The 19,809-nt window shown below is 66.1% G+C and carries 21 protein-coding genes; 5 read left to right on the forward strand and 16 right to left on the reverse strand.

Annotated features, from left to right (window positions below; translation table 11 throughout):
- Positions 1-2 precede the first annotated feature (2 nt).
- Entirely contained in the window at positions 3-680 is a 678-nt protein-coding gene (locus ACFOPI_RS08800) for an arylesterase (RefSeq protein WP_382173005.1), read from the reverse strand.
- On the opposite strand from ACFOPI_RS08800, the gene ACFOPI_RS08805 reads away from it, so the two are divergent.
- The 4 genes from ACFOPI_RS08805 (at position 679) to ACFOPI_RS08820 (ending at position 3,836) form a co-directional block, all read left to right on the forward strand.
- Positions 679-1,368 (forward strand): ABC transporter ATP-binding protein, encoded by a 690-nt coding sequence (locus ACFOPI_RS08805; protein WP_382173007.1) that lies wholly within the window; start codon positions 679-681, stop codon positions 1,366-1,368. The genes ACFOPI_RS08800 and ACFOPI_RS08805 overlap by 2 nt on opposite strands.
- 40 nt (positions 1,369-1,408) lie before the next feature.
- Complete coding sequence (rlmB, locus tag ACFOPI_RS08810; protein WP_066154159.1) at positions 1,409-2,152, forward strand: 23S rRNA (guanosine(2251)-2'-O)-methyltransferase RlmB; 744 nt, start codon at positions 1,409-1,411, stop codon at positions 2,150-2,152.
- A gap of 21 nt (positions 2,153-2,173) precedes the next feature.
- Positions 2,174-2,515, forward strand: a complete 342-nt coding sequence (locus tag ACFOPI_RS08815; protein WP_382173009.1) for a hypothetical protein — start codon at positions 2,174-2,176, stop codon at positions 2,513-2,515.
- 82 nt (positions 2,516-2,597) lie between these two features.
- Positions 2,598-3,836, forward strand: coding sequence for a Yip1 family protein (locus tag ACFOPI_RS08820; protein ID WP_382173010.1), 1,239 nt, complete (start codon positions 2,598-2,600; stop codon positions 3,834-3,836).
- A 6-nt stretch (positions 3,837-3,842) separates the two neighbouring features.
- On the opposite strand, the gene ACFOPI_RS08825 is transcribed toward ACFOPI_RS08820, so the two are convergent.
- From ACFOPI_RS08825 to ACFOPI_RS08845, 5 genes are read right to left on the reverse strand one after another with little or no spacing between them, the layout of a single operon-like run.
- Positions 3,843-4,439 carry a chromate transporter gene (locus ACFOPI_RS08825; protein ID WP_382173012.1) on the reverse strand — a complete coding sequence of 199 codons (597 nt, stop codon included), beginning with the start codon at positions 4,437-4,439 and terminating at the stop codon, positions 3,843-3,845.
- On the reverse strand, positions 4,436-5,041 hold the full coding sequence (locus ACFOPI_RS08830) for a chromate transporter (protein ID WP_382173014.1): 606 nt from the start codon (positions 5,039-5,041) through the stop codon (positions 4,436-4,438). Before ACFOPI_RS08830 ends, ACFOPI_RS08825 begins: the two co-directional genes overlap by 4 nt.
- 27 nt (positions 5,042-5,068) lie before the next feature.
- On the reverse strand, positions 5,069-5,812 hold the full coding sequence (gene fabG / locus ACFOPI_RS08835; protein ID WP_382173016.1) for a 3-oxoacyl-ACP reductase FabG: 744 nt from the start codon (positions 5,810-5,812) through the stop codon (positions 5,069-5,071).
- Positions 5,813-5,815: 3 nt separating this feature from the next.
- Complete coding sequence (locus tag ACFOPI_RS08840; protein ID WP_382173018.1) at positions 5,816-7,975, reverse strand: 3-hydroxyacyl-CoA dehydrogenase NAD-binding domain-containing protein; 2,160 nt, start codon at positions 7,973-7,975, stop codon at positions 5,816-5,818.
- A gap of 21 nt (positions 7,976-7,996) precedes the next feature.
- The gene (locus tag ACFOPI_RS08845) at positions 7,997-9,202 is read right to left on the reverse strand and encodes an acetyl-CoA C-acetyltransferase (protein WP_382173019.1); all 1,206 of its coding nucleotides are present in this window, start codon (positions 9,200-9,202) and stop codon (positions 7,997-7,999) included.
- A 111-nt stretch (positions 9,203-9,313) separates the two neighbouring features.
- Here ACFOPI_RS08845 and ACFOPI_RS08850 point away from each other — a divergent pair, with 111 nt between their 5' ends.
- Complete coding sequence (locus ACFOPI_RS08850) at positions 9,314-10,477, forward strand: acyl-CoA dehydrogenase family protein (RefSeq protein ID WP_382173021.1); 1,164 nt, start codon at positions 9,314-9,316, stop codon at positions 10,475-10,477.
- A gap of 15 nt (positions 10,478-10,492) precedes the next feature.
- Here ACFOPI_RS08850 and ACFOPI_RS08855 read toward each other — a convergent pair whose 3' ends face one another.
- From ACFOPI_RS08855 to ACFOPI_RS08900, 10 genes are all read right to left on the reverse strand, one after another.
- The gene (locus ACFOPI_RS08855) at positions 10,493-11,092 is read right to left on the reverse strand and encodes an ABC transporter ATP-binding protein (RefSeq protein WP_382173022.1); all 600 of its coding nucleotides are present in this window, start codon (positions 11,090-11,092) and stop codon (positions 10,493-10,495) included.
- Positions 11,089-11,676, reverse strand: a complete 588-nt coding sequence (locus ACFOPI_RS08860; RefSeq protein ID WP_382173024.1) for a hypothetical protein — start codon at positions 11,674-11,676, stop codon at positions 11,089-11,091. Before ACFOPI_RS08860 ends, ACFOPI_RS08855 begins: the two co-directional genes overlap by 4 nt.
- On the reverse strand, positions 11,673-12,071 hold the full coding sequence (locus ACFOPI_RS08865) for a GtrA family protein (protein ID WP_382173025.1): 399 nt from the start codon (positions 12,069-12,071) through the stop codon (positions 11,673-11,675). Before ACFOPI_RS08865 ends, ACFOPI_RS08860 begins: the two co-directional genes overlap by 4 nt.
- A 5-nt stretch (positions 12,072-12,076) precedes the next feature.
- Entirely contained in the window at positions 12,077-13,027 is a 951-nt protein-coding gene (locus tag ACFOPI_RS08870; protein ID WP_382173027.1) for a glycosyltransferase, read from the reverse strand.
- Complete coding sequence (locus ACFOPI_RS08875) at positions 13,024-13,977, reverse strand: UDP-glucuronic acid decarboxylase family protein (RefSeq protein WP_382173029.1); 954 nt, start codon at positions 13,975-13,977, stop codon at positions 13,024-13,026. Before ACFOPI_RS08875 ends, ACFOPI_RS08870 begins: the two co-directional genes overlap by 4 nt.
- A 364-nt stretch (positions 13,978-14,341) precedes the next feature.
- Positions 14,342-15,067: a class I SAM-dependent methyltransferase gene (locus ACFOPI_RS08880; RefSeq protein WP_382173031.1), complete on the reverse strand. Its 726-nt coding sequence runs from the start codon at positions 15,065-15,067 to the stop codon at positions 14,342-14,344.
- On the reverse strand, positions 15,064-16,725 hold the full coding sequence (locus ACFOPI_RS08885; protein ID WP_382173033.1) for a glycosyltransferase family 39 protein: 1,662 nt from the start codon (positions 16,723-16,725) through the stop codon (positions 15,064-15,066). Before ACFOPI_RS08885 ends, ACFOPI_RS08880 begins: the two co-directional genes overlap by 4 nt.
- A complete protein-coding gene (locus ACFOPI_RS08890) occupies positions 16,697-17,365 on the reverse strand; it encodes a general secretion pathway protein GspB (protein WP_382173035.1) in 669 nt (222 codons plus the stop codon). Before ACFOPI_RS08890 ends, ACFOPI_RS08885 begins: the two co-directional genes overlap by 29 nt.
- Before the next feature lie 13 nt (positions 17,366-17,378).
- Positions 17,379-19,076 carry an ExeA family protein gene (locus ACFOPI_RS08895; RefSeq protein ID WP_382173036.1) on the reverse strand — a complete coding sequence of 566 codons (1,698 nt, stop codon included), beginning with the start codon at positions 19,074-19,076 and terminating at the stop codon, positions 17,379-17,381.
- An 86-nt stretch (positions 19,077-19,162) separates the two neighbouring features.
- Positions 19,163-19,708, reverse strand: a complete 546-nt coding sequence (locus tag ACFOPI_RS08900; protein WP_382173038.1) for a bactofilin family protein — start codon at positions 19,706-19,708, stop codon at positions 19,163-19,165.
- Between the last annotated feature and the right edge of the window lie 101 nt (positions 19,709-19,809).

Here is a 19,809-nt window from a genome sequence, read left to right on the forward strand (position 1 = left end):
GATTATCGTTTCGGCAGCAGGGGCTTGAGCACCGGCCAGACGTTGTCGGCGATGGTTGGCTGGGCGGCCTCGTTGGGATGGATGCGGTCCTCTTGGAACAGCAAGGTCGGGTCTGGCAGATCAGCCACTCCCTTGAGCAGGAAGGGCACCAGAGCCGCCTTCTCCGCGTTGGCGACTTGCTGGAACAAGTCGCGGAAGTCGCGGGTGTACTGGCTGCCGTAGTTGGGCGGCACCTGCATGCCGACGATGACCACCTTGGCACCAGCCGCCTTCGAGGCTCTCGCCATGGCGGTCAGGTTGTCTCGTGTCATGTTCAGCGGCAGGCCGCGCAGCGCGTCGTTGGCGCCCAGTTCGATGATCACCACCGCCGGTTTGTGCAGCTTGAGCAGGGCCGGCAGGCGGGAACGCCCACCCGAGGTGGTGTCGGCGCTGATGCCTGCGTTGACCATGCGCGCGGGTATGCCTTCCTTGAGCAACCGCTCCTGCAATATCTGCACCCAGCCGCTGCCCCGTCTGAGGCCGTATTCGGCACTGAGCGAGTCACCGACCACCAGCACGGACGCGGCGGTGGCCGAAGTCTGCGCCGCAACGGGCCCGATTGACCCTGTGAGGGCGGCAGAGCAGAGGAGGGCGTTAAAGTGGCGGCGTTTCAACTGGCGGGCCTTTCGGGGCGGCTTCATGGCACAAGAAATGATTGTGGTGCAGCATGTGTTCAAGTCGGTCACCGACTCCACGGGCACGCTGACGATTTTGCGCGATATCGATTTCTCCCTGCGCCAAGGGGAAACCGCCGCCATCGTCGGTGCCTCGGGGTCCGGCAAGAGCACCTTGCTGTCCATCATCGCGGGGCTGGACACCCCGACCAGCGGCACGGTGTTCATTGACGGCGTCGACCTGTTCGCCCGCGACGAGGACCAGCGCGCAGCGCTGCGCGCCCAGAAGCTGGGCTTCGTGTTCCAGAGCTTCCAGCTGCTGGGCAACCTGACCGCGCTGGAGAACGTGATGCTGCCGCTGGAACTGGCTGGCCGGCGCGATGCGCGCAGCGCGGCCACCGCCATGCTGCAACGCGTGGGTCTGGGTGAACGGCTGGGCCACTATCCCAAGGTGCTGTCCGGAGGGGAGCAGCAGCGCGTCGCCCTGGCGCGGGCCTTCGTGGTGCAGCCCGCGGTGCTGCTGGCCGACGAGCCCACGGGCAGCCTGGATTTCGCGACCGGCGAGAAGGTCATGGAGCTGATGTTCGAGCTCAACCGCGAGCAGGGCACCACCCTGGTGCTGGTGACGCACGACCGGGGCATCGCCCAGCGCTGCGAGCGGCGCATCACCATCGAGGCCGGCCAAGCCAGCGAGCCCGCTGAGGCGGCGGCCTGAACGGATCGGAAGCGGCGCGTGGGGGCTTGATAATCGGGGCATGTCCTCCCCCAAAGTCCTGTTCGGCTTCCACGCCGTGGGCGTGCGCCTGAAAACCGCGCCGCAATCCATCATCGAGATCTATTTCGAGCCGACGCGGCGCGACCAGCGCATGCGGCAGTTCATCGAGCGCGCCAAGGAAGCGGGCGTGCGCCTGATCGAGGCCGATGGCCTGCGCCTGGCCAAGCTGGCGGGCAGCCATGGCCACCAGGGCGTGGCGGCGCGGGTCAACGCGCTGGAGCAGGCCCATTCGCTGGACGAGTTGCTGGAAAAGCTGGAAGCCGACGGCATCGCGCCGCTGCTGCTGGTGCTCGACGGCGTGACCGACCCCCACAACCTGGGCGCCTGCCTGCGCGTGGCCGACGGTGCCGGCGCCCATGCGGTGATCGCGCCCAAGGACCACGCGGTCGGCATCAACGCCACGGTGGCCAAGGTCGCCAGCGGGGCGGCCGAGACCATGCCGTACTTCATGGTGACCAACCTGGCGCGCACGCTGAACGAACTCAAGGAACGCAACATCTGGGTCATCGGCACCAGCGACGATGCGCCCAAGACGCTGTACCAGGTCGACCTCAAGGGGCCGGTGGCCCTGGTGCTCGGGGCCGAAGGCGACGGCATGCGACAGCTCACGCGCAAGACCTGCGACGAGCTGGTGGGCATTCCCATGAAGGGCGGTGTCGAGAGCCTGAACGTGTCGGTGGCCAGTGGCGTCTGTCTGTACGAGGCCCTGCGCCAGCGCGGCTGATTTTTTATGAGGGAGGCCTGCATGAAGCCCATGACGTCTGCGTTTGCCTGTGTTCTGGGAGCCGTGCTGCTCGCAGGCTGCACCCAGGAGCAACAGAACAAGATCAGCCGCGACATCCAGAACTGGACCGGCACCAACGGCGTGCTGGAAATCTACGCGGGCGACAAGCTGGCCCGGCGCTTCCTGGCCATCGACAAGATGAGCACAGCCCTGGGCACCGACGACGGCAAGCCGCGTGCCTACCGCTACGGCTACGGCGTGCTCGACGAAAACCTGAACATGGTGGCCGACCCGGGCGAAAAGAAGGTCTATTTCGAGATCAGCGATTACACCAACGCGGTGTTCTTCGAAAGCCCCCGCTGAAAGGTGGCCCGCCGCGGCGGATGGCGGTATGGTTCGCGCTGCCGGACCGTTTTCTTGTGTCTGCAACTCCGAGGAGGAATTCATGAACCTGGTTGAACGCGTACAAGCCATCCTGCTCAGGCCCAAGGCCACCTGGCCGGTCATCGAGGGCGAGCCGGACGACATTGCCGGTCTCTACAAGAACTACCTGGTCTACCTGGCCGGCGTGTCGTCGGTGGCGGCCTTCATCGGCTTCAGCCTGATCGGCACCGGCATGATGGGCATCCATTTCCGCGTGCCCATCCTGGCGGGCCTGGCCAACATGGTGGTCGGTTTCGTGCTGACCTTGGTGATGATCTATGTGCTGGCCCTGGTGGCCAATGCGCTCGCTCCGAGCTTCGGCGGCCAGAAGGACATGGGCAAGGCCTTCAAGCTGGTGGCTTACGGTGCGACCGCTGGTCTGCTGGGCGGCGTGTTCAACCTGCTGCCAGCGCTGTCCATGCTGGGTCTGCTGGCTGCGCTCTATTCGATCTACCTGCTTTACACCGGTGTGCCGGTGATGATGAAGGTGCCCGAGGGCAAGGCGCTGGGTTTCACCGCCGTGCTGATCGTCTGCGGCATCGTCGCCAGCATCGTGGTGATGACCGTGGGCAGCCTGTTCAGCGGCGGCGCCGGCATGATGATGGGCGGCGCCAGCGCGCCCGCAGGGGACGTGAGCATCAAGGTGCCGGGGTCTGAGGTCACCATCAACACCGCGCAGCTGGAAGAGGCGGCCAAGAAGATGGAAGAGGCCAGCAAGCAGATGGAGGCGGCCCAGGCCAAGGGCGATTCGGAGGCCGCGGGAAAGGCGCTGGGCGAGATGATGGGGGCGGCCATGGGCAGCGGTCAGGGCGGCCAGCCGTTTGCGCCCGATGCGCTGCAGGCCTATGTGCCAGCCAAGCTCGCCGGCATGGATCGTACGGCCATCGAGGCCCGTTCGGATTCCGCCATGGGCATGACCTTCTCCAGTGTCACTTCCGAATTCCGCAACGATGCGGGCCGCGTCGAGGTCAAGGTGCAGGACATCGGTGCCATGCCGGCCCTGATGATGGCCATGGGCGCCTGGGCGCAGAGCACCGTCAGCCGCGAGACCCAGGACGAGGTCGAGAAGGTCTACAAGAAAGACGGCGTGGCCTTCAAGGAGGAATACCGCAAGGACGGTTCGAGCGCCGAGATGTCGATGATGCTGGCCAATGGCGTGCTGATCGAGGTCAGCGGCGACAACGTGAACATCGACGGCGTGCGCGCTGCCATGAACGCCCTGGACGTCAAGGGCCTGTCCAGCCTGCAGCGGCAGAAGTAAACCGGCTCAGACCCAGCCCAGCGCGCCCACCAGAGCGCCCGCGCCGATCATCCACAGCAGATGCAGCCGGGTGCGCCAGACCAGCAGCGCAGCGCACACGGTCAGCAACCACAGGGGCCAGTCACGCGCTGGGTCGTTGTGGGCCGCGCTCAGCAGCCAGCCGGTGGCGATCAGCAGGGCGATCACGATGGGTGCCATACCGGTCTTGAAGGCCCGCACGGCGCGCAGTTCCCGGTTGCGGTGGCCCCACTGGGTGGCGGTGTAGGTGAGGATGGATGAGGGCAGCATGATGGCCACCAGGGTCACCACCACGCCCAGCAGCGCCAGCGCCCAGGCCAGCCAGCCGGCCGAAGGTCCGCCGCCTGCGTTCAGCCCCACATTCCAGCCCAGCAGCGCGACGAACAGCACGTTCGGCCCCGGGGCGGCCTGTGAGAGCGCGATCGACGAGTTGAACTGCGCGTCGCTCAGCCAGTGCTGCTCGCCCACCAGGTAGCGGTGCATGTCGGGCGCGGTGGTGATGGCGCCACCGATGGCCAGCAACGACAGCGATGCGAAGTGCAGGAACAGGTCCAGCCAGTTGGCAAAGGTGGGTGCCATGCTCATGCCTGCGCCTCCTGGCCGGTACGGCCCAGCACCCGGTAGGCCCAGAGGCAGGCGCCGCCGCCGATGACCAGCAGCACCCAGGCCAGCGGCCAGCGCAGCAGGGCGATGGCGACGAAGGTGAGGGCGGCCAGGCCGATGCAGACCCACAGGCCCATGGCGTTCTTGTCCAGCGCGGCGATCAGCTTGATGCCGGTGGCGGTGATCAGCCCGGCAGCCACAGCACCCATGCCCCGCAGCGCGCCCTGCGCCGCGGCGCTATCGGCCACGCTGCCGTACAGCGCCGCCAGCAGCAGCACGAGGACCAGCGGTGCGGCCAGCATGCCCGAGAGCGCGGCCAGCGCGCCAGGCAGGCCGAAGTAGCGGCCACCGATCATCAGCGAGAGGTTGACCACGTTGGGGCCGGGCATGATCTGCGCCACGGCCCAGTCCTCGACGAACTGTTCGCGGGTCATCCAGCGCTTTCTCTCGACCAGCTCGCGCTGCACTACGGCCAACACCCCACCGAAGCCCTGCAGGGCCAGCCAGGTGAAGGACAGGAAGAGGTCGGTGCGCGAGCGCGGGCGGTCGGGGGCGGCGTCGGTGGCGGGCGTGTGTTCGGGCATGCCCGGATTATCCCGGGCGCCCGGTGGTCACACCGACATGCCGCCGGAAACCTCGATGACAGCCCCGTTGATGTAGCTGGCTTCGTCGCTGGCCAGGAAGGCGTAGACGTTGGCGATTTCTTCCGGCTGGCCCAGGCGCTTGAGCGGCACGCGGTGCTCCATCTCCTGGATCACCTTGTCGGGAATGGTGTTCAGGATGGGCGTGCTGATGAAGCCCGGCGCGACCGCGTTGACGCGCACGCCCTTGGGGCCAAGCTCGCGGCTCCAGGTCTTGGTGAAGCCGATCACGCCGAACTTGGTGGCGGCGTAGTTGGTCTGGCCGAAATTGCCATAGATGCCGACGACGGACGATGCGTTGAGGATCACGCCGCTGCCCTGTGCGGTCATGGTGTCGGCCACGGCCTGCGCGCAATGGAAGACGCCGCGCAGGTTGACGTCGATCACCTTGTCGAACTGTTCCAGCGTCATCTTCTGCAGGCGCGCGTCCTGCGTGATGCCGGCGTTGTTCACCAGCACGTCGATGCGGCCAAAGCGCTCTTTCACCTGCGCGACCACGGCGTCGACCATCTCGCGCTGGGTGACGTCCATGACAAAACCGATGGCGGTGGCACCTTCGACCTGGCATTGCTTGACAGCCTCGTCGACCGCCGCCTGCTTCACGTCGCAGACGACGACGGTGGCGCCTTCGCGCGCGAACTTCATGGCCGTGGCCAGGCCGATGCCTTGGGCGGCGCCGGTGATGAGGGCGATTTTTCCTTCGAGTCGTTTCATGAATCAGTAGAGGGGTTGGTGTTGACGCAGCGCGGCTTTCACCGCGTCCGCGAGTATGAAGCCGCTGCCATGGCGGGCGGCCAGCGCGGCGCAGCGCTGCTCGAACGCCTCGATGCCCTGGCCATAGACGAACTGAAGCGCACCGCCGGTCCAGGCCGGGAAGCCGATGCCGAAGATGGAGCCGATATTGCCGTCGTGAACGCTGGTGAGCACGCCTTCGGCCAGGCAGCGCGCGGTCTCGACCGCCTGGCGGTAGAGCAGGCGATCCTTCACATCCTGCAGGTCCCATTCGACACCAGGCTTTTCGTAGAGCGCCTTGAGCTGAGGCCAGAGGTGCTTCTTGTCGCCCTCGGGGTAGTCGTAGAAACCGCCGCCGGCCGCGCGGCCCGGGCGGTTGTGGCGTTTGACCATCTCTTCGACCAGGGTCTCGCCGGGCGTGGCGACGTACTGCCGGCCTTCTTTCTGGAAGTCGAGGCGGGTCTGCTCCAACACGTGCACCGACAGCGACAGCGCGGTCTCGTCCAGCACAGCCAGCGGGCCGACCGGCATGCCGGCCTGCATGGCGGCGTTCTCGATCACCGGCGCTGGAATGCCTTCGCCCAGCATGGCCGCGCCTTCCATCACGAAGGTGCCGAAGGTGCGGCTGGTGTAGAAGCCGCGCGAATCGTTGACGACGATGGGCAGCTTGCCCAGCGCCTGCACGTAGTCGTAGGCGCGGGCGATGGTCTCGCCGTCGGTGTCCTTGCCGCGGATGATCTCGACCAGCTTCATCTTGTCGACCGGACTGAAGAAGTGGATGCCGACGAACTTCTTCGCATCACGGCTGGCCTGGGCCAGGCCGCTGATGGGCAGGGTGGAGGTGTTGCTGGCGAAGAAACCGCCCTCGGCCAACATGGGCTCGGCTTCCTTGGTCACCAAGGCTTTGAGCTCGCGTTGCTCGAACACGGCCTCGATGATCAGGTCGCAACCCTTCAGGTCGGCAGCGCTGGCGGTCGGGGTGATGAGGCCCAGGATGCCTTGCTGCTTCTCGGCCGACATCTGGCCCTTGTCGACCCGCTTCTGGGTGAGCTTGGCTGTGTACGACTTGCCCTTCTCGGCGGCTTCGATGCTCACATCCTTGAGCACGGTGGCGATGCCGCGGGTGGCCTGCGCGTAGGCGATGCCCGAGCCCATCATGCCGGCGCCCAGCACGCCGACCTTCTTCGGCTGGTACTTCGGCACATCCTTGGGCCTCGACTGACCGCCCTTGATGGCGTTCATGTTGAAGAAGAAGGTGTTGATCATGTTGCGCGCCACGTTGCCAGTCATGAGTCCGGCGAGGTAGCGGCTTTCCACGCGCATCGCGGTGTCGAAGTCGACCATCGCGCCTTCGACCATCGCGGCCAGCGCCGCTTCGGGCGCTGGGTAGAGACCCCGCGTCTTCTGCTTGAGCACGGCCGGCGCCACGCTCAGCATGCCGGCGATCTTGGGGTTGCTCGGCGTGCCGCCGGGCATCTTGTAGTCCTTGCGGTCCCAGACGTGCTGGGCGGCTTCGGGCTTCCCTTGCGCGGCCTCGATGAAGGCCAGCGCCTTGGGCATCAGTTCTTCCGGCGTGGCGACCAGTTCGTGCACCACGCCGATCTTCAGCGCCTCCTCGGGACCGAACAGCTTGCTCTCCAGGATGTAGGGCTGCGCCGCCATCAGGCCGAGCACGCGGGTCATCTTGGTGATGCCGCCGCCGCCGGGGATCAGTCCCAGCGTGATCTCGGGCAAACCGAACTGGATCTTGGGGTTGTTCACGGCGATGCGGTGGTGGCCGACCAGGGCCACCTCCCAGCCTCCGCCCAGCGCCGCGCCGTTGAGGCAGGACACCACCGGCACGCCCTGCGTCTCGATGGTTCGGAAGTTGCGCTTGATGCGCTCGATCTCGGTGAACACGCGCCGGCCGTCGGCTTCGGTTGAGCGCATCACGCCCTTGAGGTCGGCGCCGGCGAAGAAGGTGCTCTTGGCCGAGGCCAGCACGATGCCTTTGAGCTGTGCCTTGTCCTGCACCACCTGGGCCGCGATGGCGTCGAGGTCGTCCTGCCACTGCAGGCACATGGTGTTGACCGGCGAACCCTGCTCGTCGAATGTGATCGTGGCGATGCCGTTGGCCAGGTCGTAGCGGATGGTTTTCGTGATCATGTTCGTGGTCTCCGCTTTCGTTCAGACGCGTTCAACGATGGTGGCGATGCCCATGCCGCCGCCGACGCAGAGGGTCGCGAGGCCGTAGCGCTGGCCGGTTCGGTGCAGCTCGTCGATCAGGGTGTTCAGGATCATGGCGCCCGTCGCTCCGAGCGGATGGCCCAGGGCGATGGCACCGCCGTTGACGTTCACCTTCTCGTGTGGCACGCCCATCTCCTGCATGAACTTCATGGGCACGGCGGCAAAGGCCTCGTTGACCTCGAACAGGTCGATCTGGTCGATGGTCAGGCCCGCCTTGGCCAGCGCCTTGCGCGCCGCCGGCATGGGTCCGGTGAGCATGATGGTCGGGTCGGCGCCCGACAGCGCGACCGAGACGATGCGCGCGCGCGGCGTGAAGCCGTGGGTCTTGCCCGCGGCCTCGCTGCCGATCAGGATGGCAGCCGCGCCGTCCACGATGCCCGACGAGTTGCCGGCGTGGTGCACGTGGTGGATGCGCTCGACCTGCGGGTATCGCTGCAGGGCCACGGCGTCGAAGCCCATGGCGCCCAGTTGCTCAAACGCGGGCTTGAGTCCGGCCAGACCTTCCATCGTTGTGGCCGGCTTGATGAACTCGTCCTGCTCCAGGATGGTCAGGCCCATCTTGTCTTTCACCGGCACGACCGAACGGTCGAAGTGGCCGGCGGCGCGCGCGGCGGCGGCGCGCTTCTGCGACTCCAGCGCGAAGGCGTCCACGTCTTGCCGGCTGAACCCATTGAGCGTGGCGATCAGGTCAGCGCCGATGCCTTGCGGCACGAAGAGGGTGGCGCTGTTGGTCTCGGGGTCCTGCGCCCAGGCGCCGCCGTCTGAGCCGATGGGCACGCGGCTCATGCTCTCCACGCCGCCGGCCACCACCAGGTCCTCCCAGCCGCTTTTGACCTTCATGGCCGCCATGTTCACCGCCTCCAGACCCGAGGCGCAGAAGCGGTTGAGCTGAACACCGGCGCAGCGCCAGTCCCAGCCGGCTTTGAGCGCGGCCACCTTCGGAATGACCGAGCCCTGCTCGCCGATGGGCGAGACCACGCCCATGACCACGTCATCCACCGCGGCGGTGTCCAGGTCGTTGCGCTTCTGGAGTTCGGTCAGCAGGCTGGCCAGCAGATTGACCGGCTTGACCTCGTGCAGGCTGCCGTCCTTCTTGCCCTTGCCGCGCGGCGTGCGGATGGCGTCGTAGATGAAGGCTTCGCTCATGGTGTCTCCTATGGGGAAAGGTCCTGTACCAGACCCAGGCGGATCAGTATAGACTTTTGCCAAGCAAGTGCTTTGTATAAATCAGCCGGCCCAGTCCGAAAGGTGACAACCATGATCGACCGCACGCTCTTCAACGCCGACCACGAGGCCTTCCGCGAAAGCTTTCGCCGCTTTGTCGAGAAGGAAATCACTCCGTTCCACGACAGTTGGGAAGAGCAGGGGTACGTGGACCGAGACGTCTGGCGTACGGCCGGTGAAAACGGCTTCCTCTGCATGACCATGCCGGAGGAATACGGCGGCGCCGGGGCCGACAAGCTGTATTCGGTGGCGCAGATGGAGGAGATCGCGCGTGCCGGCGTCAGCGGCATCGGCTTCGGCCTGCACAGCGAGATCGTGGCGCCGTACATCCTGCACTACGGCACCGAAGCGCAGAAGAAGCACTACCTGCCGTTGCTCGCGACCGGCGAGATGGTCGGGGCGATTGCCATGAGCGAGCCGGCCGCCGGCAGCGACCTGCAGGGCGTGAAGACCACGGCCATCAAGCAGGCCGATGGCAGCTACCTGCTCAACGGCAGCAAGACCTTCATCACCAACGGCTGGCACGCCGATCTGGTGATCGTGGTTGCCAAGACCGACCCAGCCGCCGGCGCCAAGGGCACCAGCCTGTTCCTGGTCGAGCGCGGCATGGAGGGCTTTTCCAAGGGCAAGCGCCTGAAGAAGCTGGGCATGAAGGCGCAGGACACCTCGGAACTCTTCTTCGACAACGTGAAGGTGCCGGCCGAGAACCTGTTGGGTGGTGCGGCCTTCGAAGGCAAGGGCTTCATCTGCCTGATGGAACAGCTGCCCTGGGAGCGGCTGCAGATCGCCATCGGCGCCGTCGCGGCCGCGCAGGCGGCGATCGACTGGACCGTGCAGTACGTGAAGGACCGCAAAGTGTTCGGCCAGCCGGTGGCCAGCTACCAGAACACGCGCTACACCCTGGCCGAGCTGCAGACCGAAGTGCAGGTGGCGCGGGTGTTCGTGGACAAATGCTGCGAGCTGGTGTGCGAGGAGAAGCTCGACACCGCCACCGCCAGCATGGCCAAGTACTGGTGCTCCGACCTGCAGTGCAAGGTGATGGACGAATGCCTGCAGCTGCACGGCGGCTACGGCTACATGTGGGAATACCCGATCACCCGGGCGTATGCCGATGCGCGCGTGCAGCGCATCTACGGTGGCACCAACGAGATCATGAAGGAGGTGATCTCGCGCGGCATGGGCCTGGGCGGACGCTGACGCGCTCGCCGGGCTTCAACCCAGATCGATGCGCTGGGCGACGGCGAGGTCGGCGGGTGCTTCGTAGTCCGCTAGCAGCACCAGCCGGTCGGTGGCCCGGGACTGTTCCCGCAGCCAGTCGGTGAGGTAGCGGATCGAGACCAGGTCCAGCGCCGCAAACGGCTGGTCCAGCAAGGTCAGCGATGGTTGCTGGGCCATGGTCGCCGCCAGCCCCACCTTGCGCCGCCCGCCCGCCGACAGCATGTAGAAGCCCTTGTGCAGGTGTTCGCCCAGCGACAGACCGTCGATGTGGTCGTCCAGCCGGTCGCGCGCCGGGCCCTCTGGCACCTGCTCGCGCAGCCAGTCGGCCACCACCACCGGGTCCAGAGCGGGGCGCGTCATGTCGGGACGCAGTCCGGCGTGTGCTTCACCGATGTCCTGTCTGTCCAGACGCAGGACTCCTGTCTGCGGTCGGATCTCAGCGGCCAGCAGCCGCAGCAGGGTGGTCTTGCCACGCTGTTCGTCGCCGGTCAGCAGAGCCAGGCCCGGTCCCAGCGAGGCATTCAGGTGGGCGAACAGCGCCGCCTGCCCGGGCCAGGCGAAGCCCAGGTCCCGGATCTCCAGAAACGCGCTCACTGGCACTGGTAGTCGACGACGTCTGCGCTCTGGCGGAACGGGTCGGTCAGGTCCGAGGAGTACTGGCCCATCAGCAGGCGCTGCTTGGGCAGGAAGTTCTGGCGGAAGTAGCGGCTGGCGGCGGCCAGGCGCTGGCCCTTTTCGGTCAGCTTGACGCAGCCATTCTGGATTTCGATGGTGCCCGACTCGAGCTGTTCGGTCAGGCGCACATCGACCAGCCGGTGTTCCTTGAGGTACTCCTGCGTGAACACGTCGGCAAAGCGGCTCTGCTGGATGCCGCCGCCGCGCTGCTGAATCTTCTCCAGGATGTAGAAGGACAGCGAGCGGTCGATCACGGTCGGCACCGATATGGCGAAGCAGTAGCCCGAGAGCAGCCAGATCACGACCATTTGCAGCTTCTCGAAACCATTGAACGTCTTGCTGGTGGACATGATCAGGCCGGTCAGCACCGCGGCGATCACGCCGTCGGCGATGGCGGCGTAGAACACCACGTTGACCGCGAAGAAACGGATGTGGATGTAGTAGGTCGCCAGCAGCAGGACAACGAACAGGGCAGTGGCAGCGAGCGCGCGAAAGAGCTTCATGAGGGTTTGAACACGAGGAACTTGTTGCCAAGGTAGCTGAGCGAGACCTGCAGGCCGGTGGCCAGCAGGAATCCGGCGCGATAGTCCAGACCGAGGCGGTCGGTCCAGATCCAGAGCACGAGGCCATGCAGCAGCGCGATGGCGCCATACAGTCCGCTGAATTTCAGCAGCTGGGGCAGCCAGGGCTGCCGCGCGGAGCAGGCGAACACGTAGAAGCGACTGCCCAGAAACGAGCTGGTGATGCCGATCACCGCCGCACACAGGTTGGCCAGCCCTGCGGAGCCGAAGCCCAGTACGTGGAGGTTGAAGCTCAGCACCGCATAGTGGACCGCAGTGGCCACCAGGCCATTGACCACGAACCGGAACAGTTCCTGGCGCGGGTGGGAGGCGGCCACACCATTCATGGTCGGGTCTCGATGACCTCGGCAATGAACTCGCGGTGGGCGACGGCGGTGACCACGCTGCCGCTGCGCATGACACCGGTGAGCATGAGGGTCATCAGCGCCAGGGCGCCGGTCTGCAGGAACAGCAGCACGAAGATACCCAGTACCAGGGAGAACCAGCCGGGGGTGGAGTAACCCAGCAGCTTGAGCACCACCGCACAGGTCGATCCCACGACCGAGAACGCAGCGATCACCGCGCTGAAGATGCCCACCCGCACCAGCACGTCCTCGGCGAACACCATCAGGGCCTTGAAGCCGTGCAGCGCCAGCCCCACGAAGTTCATCTTGGACTGGCCGGCGTAGCGCGGCCCACGGTCCAACGGGCAGACGCTGGTGCGCAGCTTGGAGGCCAGCACGGCGGCGGCCACATGGATGGGCAGCTCCTGCATCGCCACCAGGCGCTGCACGGCGACTGGTTTGAGCGCCATGAAGTTGCCAAAGCTGATCGGGCGGCCGGTCATCAGCTTGAAGAAGCGCTTGTAGACCTGGTAGAAGGCCTTGAAGCGGAAGGTCTCGACCCGGCTCTTGCGCTGCGCGACCACCACGTCCACGTCGGCGCGCTCCAGCGGCTTGAGCAGCTCGGCGATGGTCGAGGGCAGGTCCTCGCCGTCCGAGTCCATCACCACCACCTTCTGGTGCGGCGCCAGGTGCTCGGCCGCATAGCTCAGCCCGATCGCAATCGCGCGCTGGTGGCCCACGTTGCGCCGCAGCTTGAGCACCGCCCCGGCGGCGCCGGCATCTTGCAGGCTGGCGATGGTCAGGGGCTGGCGCACCGAGCCGTCGTCCACAGCGACCACGAACACCCGCTGGCCGAACTCCTTGGCCAGCTCCTTGAACAGCCGACCGCTGGCCTCCAGGTCCTCGTAGACCGGGGTCACGATCACGATCTCGTGCTGCGCGAAGCTCATGATTGCAGGAAGCGGCGGAAGTAGTCGATGGTCTTGTCCAGACCTTCTTCGAGCTGGACCTGCGGCTGCCAGCCGAGCACCGCCTTGGCCTGCTCGATGTTGGGCTGGCGCTGCTTGGGGTCGTCCGAGGGCAGGGGCTTGCAGACCAACTTGGACTTGCCGCCGACCTTGGCGAGCACCGCCTCGGCCAGCTGGCGGATGGTGAACTCGTTGGGGTTGCCCAGGTTGATGGGGCCGGTCACGCCATCGGGGCTGGCCATCAGGCGCACGAAGCCCTCGATCAGGTCGTCCACGTAGCAGAAGCTGCGCGTCTGCGAGCCGTCGCCGTAGATGGTGATGTCCTCACCGCGCAGGGCCTGCACGATGAAGTTGCTGACTACGCGCCCGTCGTTGGGGTGCATGCGTGGGCCGTAGGTGTTGAAGATGCGGGCGACCTTGATGTCCACCTGGTGCTGGCGGTGGTAGTCGAAGAACAGGGTTTCGGCGCAGCGCTTGCCTTCGTCGTAGCAGGAGCGGATGCCGATGGGGTTGACCTTGCCCCAGTAGCTCTCGGGCTGGGGGTGCACCTCGGGGTCGCCATAGACCTCGCTGGTGGAGGCCTGGAAGATCTTGGCCTTGGTGCGCTTGGCCAGGCCCAGCATGTTGATGGCCCCGTGCACGCTGGTCTTGGTGGTCTGCACCGGGTCCCACTGGTAGTGCACCGGCGAGGCGGGGCAGGCCAGGTTGTAGATCTCGTCGACCTCCACATACAGCGGGAAGGTCACGTCGTGGCGCATCAGCTCGAAGTGCGGGTTGCCCATCAGGTGGGCCACGTTGTCCTTGGTGCCGCTGTAGAAGTTGTCGGCGCACAGGATGTCGTTGCCCTCGGCCAGCAGCCGCTCGCACAAGTGCGAGCCCAGAAAGCCGGCTCCCCCGGTGATCAGGATTCTTTTTCTGTTGGAAATGCGCATGCGGGGCTCCGGGCGTCGGGTGGGGCAGGATTCGCTTTATTTGTTGGCGATGGCCTGCTGTGCAGGCCGCGGCATTGTACCGGCAAGGCCGACTGGGTCTGATTGGCTGCAGGTCCCGAAACGAATTCGTGGGCGGACGCCTTGGCCATCAATTGGCTTTCCACAACCGCCTGGCTCAACGGCATCGACGATGTGACCCACAACGGCCCACCGGCGTAGGCCTCTTAAGGTTTGGTGGCTGCATTTCGATGCGGGAAGTTGCTTTTTTTGATTGCAGGATTCGGAAGTGTTGGGGTTTGCAAATGAAAATTCGTGGGCAACCAATTAATGTGGCAATTTGGTTTTTCTGAAGAATTGTTTTGATTCAAATGGTCAATGGCTTTTGCAGAATGCAAACAATGCTCTTGCCCAGTTGGAAACCGGTCAGCGGATCGACCAGTCGGGACATGCGCACCATGACCGAGTCCCAGAGACGGACCTGACCGGGCGAGGGCGAGTCGGACTGCAGCAGCAGCTTGTTGGCCAGACTGGCGAGCATTCCGACGCTGTCCAGATACAGCATGCGGCGGATGTGCAGCTCCGGCGGCACGACGGCGCGCAATATCGCCTTGTCGTAACGACGGAAGTGCCCGATCTTTCTGTCGAACGGGGTGTACAGAACGTTGTGGGCCGGGGCCAGGATGACGATGTGTCCGCCGGGTTGCAGAAGTTCGCTGACGCGCTGCAGCTCGGCACGGTCGTCTTCGATGTGCTCCAGCACATCCAGGTACAGGATGGTGTCGAAGCGCTCGTCCCGTGACAGGTCCAGGGAGGTGCCGCAAACCGCCTCGTGGCTGGACGAAAGCCGCCCCTGGGCAATGCCCTGTCTCATCAGTTCCACCATGGTCGCGTCGGGTTCCACGCTGAGCCAGCGTGCATATCGCCGGTGTTGCAGCGCCTGTGCATTGGCTCCGATCCCTGCCCCCAGTTCCAACACGTGTTGGCCAAGATAGGGGTCGATGACCTGGGTCCAATAGGACTTCCAGTGCCGGGCGGTGGCAAACAGGTCGAGTTCGGTGCCGCTGTAAATGAATGTGCTGGATTCGGTCACTGTGTTGGCAAGGCTGGCGAGGGCGCGGTGGGAGCGCGGTTGGGCGCGGTGTATTTCCGGCAGTAGTCGCTGGCCCGGAAGTCGTACAGCAGCGCGATGGCGCCATCGCCATCCCATCGCTGCAGGGCCGGCGCGACGGACGCGATGTGCTGCAGGAAGCCGGCGCGCCCCTGGAGCCGGTGCGTGACGATGACCCAGCTGCGCTGCATGGGCTGTTCGATGCACAGGCGGCGCACTGTGGCCATGGCGTCGTGGAACTGGTTGATGGTCGGGCGGAAGACCGTGACGGGCATGGCCTGCATGCCTTGGTCGCGCGAGTAGAAGTCGAACGCCTTGTGCGACATGGAGTCGATGACGACGCCGTCTCCGGGCTTCATCTGGTTGGCGATGTGCAGGAGCACGCCCTTCATGTCCTGGTCGTTGTGGGGCTTGCGCAGCACCTTCCACGACGCGGAGGCGGGCACCAGCAGCGCAAAGCCGGTGACGACCGCCGCCAGCAGGTGCCGTGCGGGCAGGCTCTGGCGGTCCAGCACGGCCTGCACCAGCGCGGCCAGACCAAGGTGCACAAGCGGCACCAGGAAGATGGTCGGGCGTGAGCGGAATGGGTAGAGGTGCAGCGCGGACGCAGCGAGTGTGGCCAGCAGCACGGCCAGCCCGATGGCGGCGAGTCGCGGTGCACGCCACGCCAGCGTCAACGAACCCATTGCAGACAGCGCCAGCAGGCCCAAGTTCAGTGGGTCGAACCATGCGGTCAGCATGCCGTGGTGCGCCACGCCCACATGGCGCAGGGCGAGATAGACCAGCGCGAGCGCGCTGTCCAGGTACCAGCGCCAGTCGGCCAGCGAGGCGGGGGGCAGCGGTGCGTAGGCGAACTTCCAGAAATCCAGCAGGTGCTGGTTGCCGGCAAGGGTTTTCATCACCAGCGTGTGGTGCAGGGCAAAGGCCAGCATCCACACCAGGCCCATGCCGGACACCGCCAGCCAGGCGGTTCGCTGGTGCTGGCGGATCGCCTCGATCCAGAGCACCAGGCCCACACCCGCGAGCACGAACAGGCTGGGGTGGGACAGCCAGATGGCGAGTGCGCCGGCCACAGCCAGCACAGGGGCATCCCGTTGCCAGAGCTGCAGGTCGAAGCGCGCGGCCAGCCAGAGCAGGCCCAACGTGGCCAGCACGTCGTTCTGGTATTGCTTGAACTCGGAGCTGTAGTACACCAGCACCGGGGACAGGGCCAGCAGACCCATGAAGGTGGCCTGGGCTGCGCGATGCGGCAGCGTCCTGCGCGCCAGACCCCAGGCCGCCAGCAGGGTCAGCAGGCCTGCGGCCAGAGGCTGCAAGCGCAGCACCCAGTCCTCCACGCCCAGCGCCGTCGTCAGCAGCTTGGTCAGCGCAAGAAATCCGAGGGGGGCCGCCTGGCCGTTGGACAGCGGTTCGAACAGCAGCTGTCCGAGATCGCGGTCCATGAAGTTCACCGCCAGGTAGGCCTCATCCAGCCACAGGGACCGGTTGAACAGGTACTGACGACCTCGCAGCAGCCATCCGATACCGATCAGCACCACCACCCACAGCGCGGAGCGGCCCCAGGTGCCATGCCTGGCGTGCGTCTGGACAGGACTCGTCGGCAGGGTGCGGTCAGTAGTTGATGTTGTATCGGGAGCCACGGTGGTTGAGTATGGCGCTTCTGGGGGAAATGACCTCCACCTTGAGGCCCGGCTCGATTTCTTCGCCTTCGCGCACCACCTTCCCGTTGGCTATCAGCATCCTGTGGGACGCATTCGAGGAGTAGGTGACGCCAGAGACCTTGACCGCTGGCGCCGATGCCGGTGCTGCGGCGGCCGGAGGAGGCAGTCTGTCCGCGCCAGCGGAGGCAGAAGGTGCAGCGGGCGCGGGCGCAACGGGCGGTGCCGCGGGTGGGGCAGGAGCGGCCATCGCAGGGGCGGTGGCGGAACGGGGTGCCGGCGGTGGGGCGGCCACCTGTGGCGGCGCCAGAATGGGCAGCGCAGGGGCCGGCGGTGCTGTCGCTACCTCCGCGGCCGCACCCGACTTCTCCACCACGTTGGCAGGAGCCTGCTCCGCAGCGCCTGGTGCTGGCGCTTCGTCAGGGCCTCTGTTCCACCACCAGACGACGGTCGCCGCAGCCAGCAGCAAGGCGAAGGCTCCAGCCACCAGGGGCAGGCTGATTCGCTGAGACCGTGTGGCGCCCACTGCGGGGGGCGGCGTGCCCTGGCTGTGCAGGCCGGGTACGTGGCCCCGCTCTCGTTCGGCGTCGGCCCGTTTGAGTGCATCAAGGATGTAGGACATGGTGCGCCGGCGTTCAGGGCTTGCTCAGACGGGGTTCGTCCACACCCGCCGCCAGGTTGACCTGCATGAAGGTCATGGACCCGGCCACGCCGTCAGCCTCCAGGCCTTGTGTCTGCTGAAAGGCTTTCAGGCGGGTGGGGAAGGTGCTGGCCTCGGCGGGAATCAGGCCCTTGGCCTGAAGGCTGATGAGCTGTCCGGACAGCCAGTCGCCAGCCACACCCTGGGGGTTCTGTGTGATCCGGCCCCGCACGCCCTCAGGCTGGCGCCAGAGGGTGGCGTAGTCGCCGCGCCAGATGTCGGCCAGTGCGGTCAGCGGCATCAGCCAGCGCTGGCCATTGGCTTGCAACGTGGCGGTTTCAGCGGTCATGGCTGTGACGAGCGCCCGCCGCGGTTCCTCGTTGCCCAGACGCAGCAGCAGGATACCCGGACGGTTCAACTGGCGCAGACCGTGCAGCGTCATGCGCTGTGTGCTGAAGCACTGCAACTGGTGCTGCAGGGCCGTGGCGCAAGGGTCCGCCCCCGCGAGGGTTTTCCCCCAGAGCGCTCCGAGCTCTCGCCACGCCGTGACCTCGGAACCCAGCAGGTCAGCGGCCCCTGGAGGCTTGGCAAGCGGGGCGGGCGCGCTTACAGGAAGTGGGTCGGCTGGGGCCTCGACAGCCGCGGTGGGCGGTGGCTGAGTGGGCGCTGGTGTCGGCGCTACCGGAGCCGGGCCCGAGGGGGGGCTGGCGGTGGGGCTGGCTGGAGGATGTGTCTCAGACGGTGCACGCTGCTGCCAGAGGACAGCGGCCACCCCGCCGGCCAGTACGGCGCCACCCAGTGCGCCCAGCGCCAGCGTGCGCCATGGGCGCTTGGCCAGTGCCTTGACCGGCGGGGGTGCGGACCGGGTGGCGGGCATGTCGAACACCTCGCTGGCCGCCTTGTCCACCATCGCAGGGCCAACGTGCCGACTGTCCGTGGCGTAGGCGCCCAGCAGCGCGCGGTCGCACAGCAAGTTGATGCGTCGGGGCACTCCCCGGGTGATCGCGTGGACACGTGCCAGCGCTTCGGCACTGAATGGCAAGGGGCCCTTGAGGCCCGCCACCTCCATACGGTGCCGCACGTACTGCCGGGTTTCGGCCGCACTCAGGGCACCCAGGTGGAACCGAGCGATCACGCGCTGCGCCAGCTGTTCGAGCTCGGGGCGGGCGAGCACGGTGCGCAGTTCGGGCTGCCCGATCAGAACAATCTGCAACAGCTTGCGTTCGTTGGTTTCCAGATTGGTCAGCAGGCGCAGCTGCTCCAGAACGTGGGGCGTGAGGTTCTGCGCCTCGTCGATGATCAGCACATTGCGCTGACCGGCGGCGTGGCTGCGCAGCAGGTACTCGTTCAGCGGATCGAGGTAGTCCTTGATCGTGGCCGGGCCGATGCCTTCATGCCGGACCTCCAGCTGGAACTCGTGGCAGATGGTCTTGAGCAGGTCACCGACGGTGAGCTTGGGGTTGAAGATGTAGGCGACCCGGCAGTTCTCGGGGACCTGTTCGAGGAAGCAGCGGCAGACCGTGGTCTTGCCGGCCCCGATCTCGCCGGTGAGCAGTACGAAGCCGCCGCCGCCCTGCACCCCGTAAAGAAGCAGCGCCAGCGCCTCCCGGTGCCGTTCACTCATCAGGAGGTAACGGGGGTCGGGAGCGATGGAAAAGGGGGTCTGCTGGAGACCGAAATAGCCGGCGTACATGCCCAGAGGATAGCGGGGCCGCCGGGGCAGGCGCAAATGAACACCGCCCGCAAGAGCGGGCGGTGAAGTTCAGAGAGGTGAAAAACTCAGGCTGCGAGGGCCATGGAGGGCTTGGCCGATGAGGCCGATGACTTGGCGCTGCCAGCCACCGAACACTCGATGTCGCCCGAGAGCTGGCCGCCTTCTTCGATCACCACCTTGCCGTAACGGATCTTGCCGGTGACCTTGCCGGTGGCGTAGATCACGAGCTTCTGGCGCACGGTGAGGTTGCCGTCGAACACACCGTGGATCTCGGCGATGTCGATCTCGGCCGAACCCTTGAACGCGCCTTGCTGGGCGATCTGGATCACGCGCGAGTCCATCGTGGCTTCGACCAGGCCTTCTACCACCAGCGTGTCGCAGTCGGTGATTTCCACGCCCTTGAGCTTGATGTTCGGGCCGACTGTGAGCTTGCTGCCGCCTTCAGGCACGGTGGTGCTGGCGGATGCTGCTGCCGACGCCGGCTGGCGGCTTTCAGGCGGGGTGCTGGAGGAGGGGGTGTTCATGCTGCTGGCGCCGTAACGGGGGGAGTTGAGCCCCTGGTTGAGGGTGTTGGTGGGTTCGTTGTCGCGTTTTCCGAAATGCAGTGCCATGCGAGCTCCTTCTGAAAGTGAAGCGGTCATGCTACGAGCCATGAGGCTTACATTCGGATTGCTGCCGTAAGAGGGGTAACGAGATGAACCGTACGTCTGGT

It is taken from the genome of Hydrogenophaga luteola (assembly GCF_042648585.1).
GTDB classification, from domain to species: Bacteria; Pseudomonadota; Gammaproteobacteria; order Burkholderiales; family Burkholderiaceae_C; genus Hydrogenophaga; species Hydrogenophaga luteola.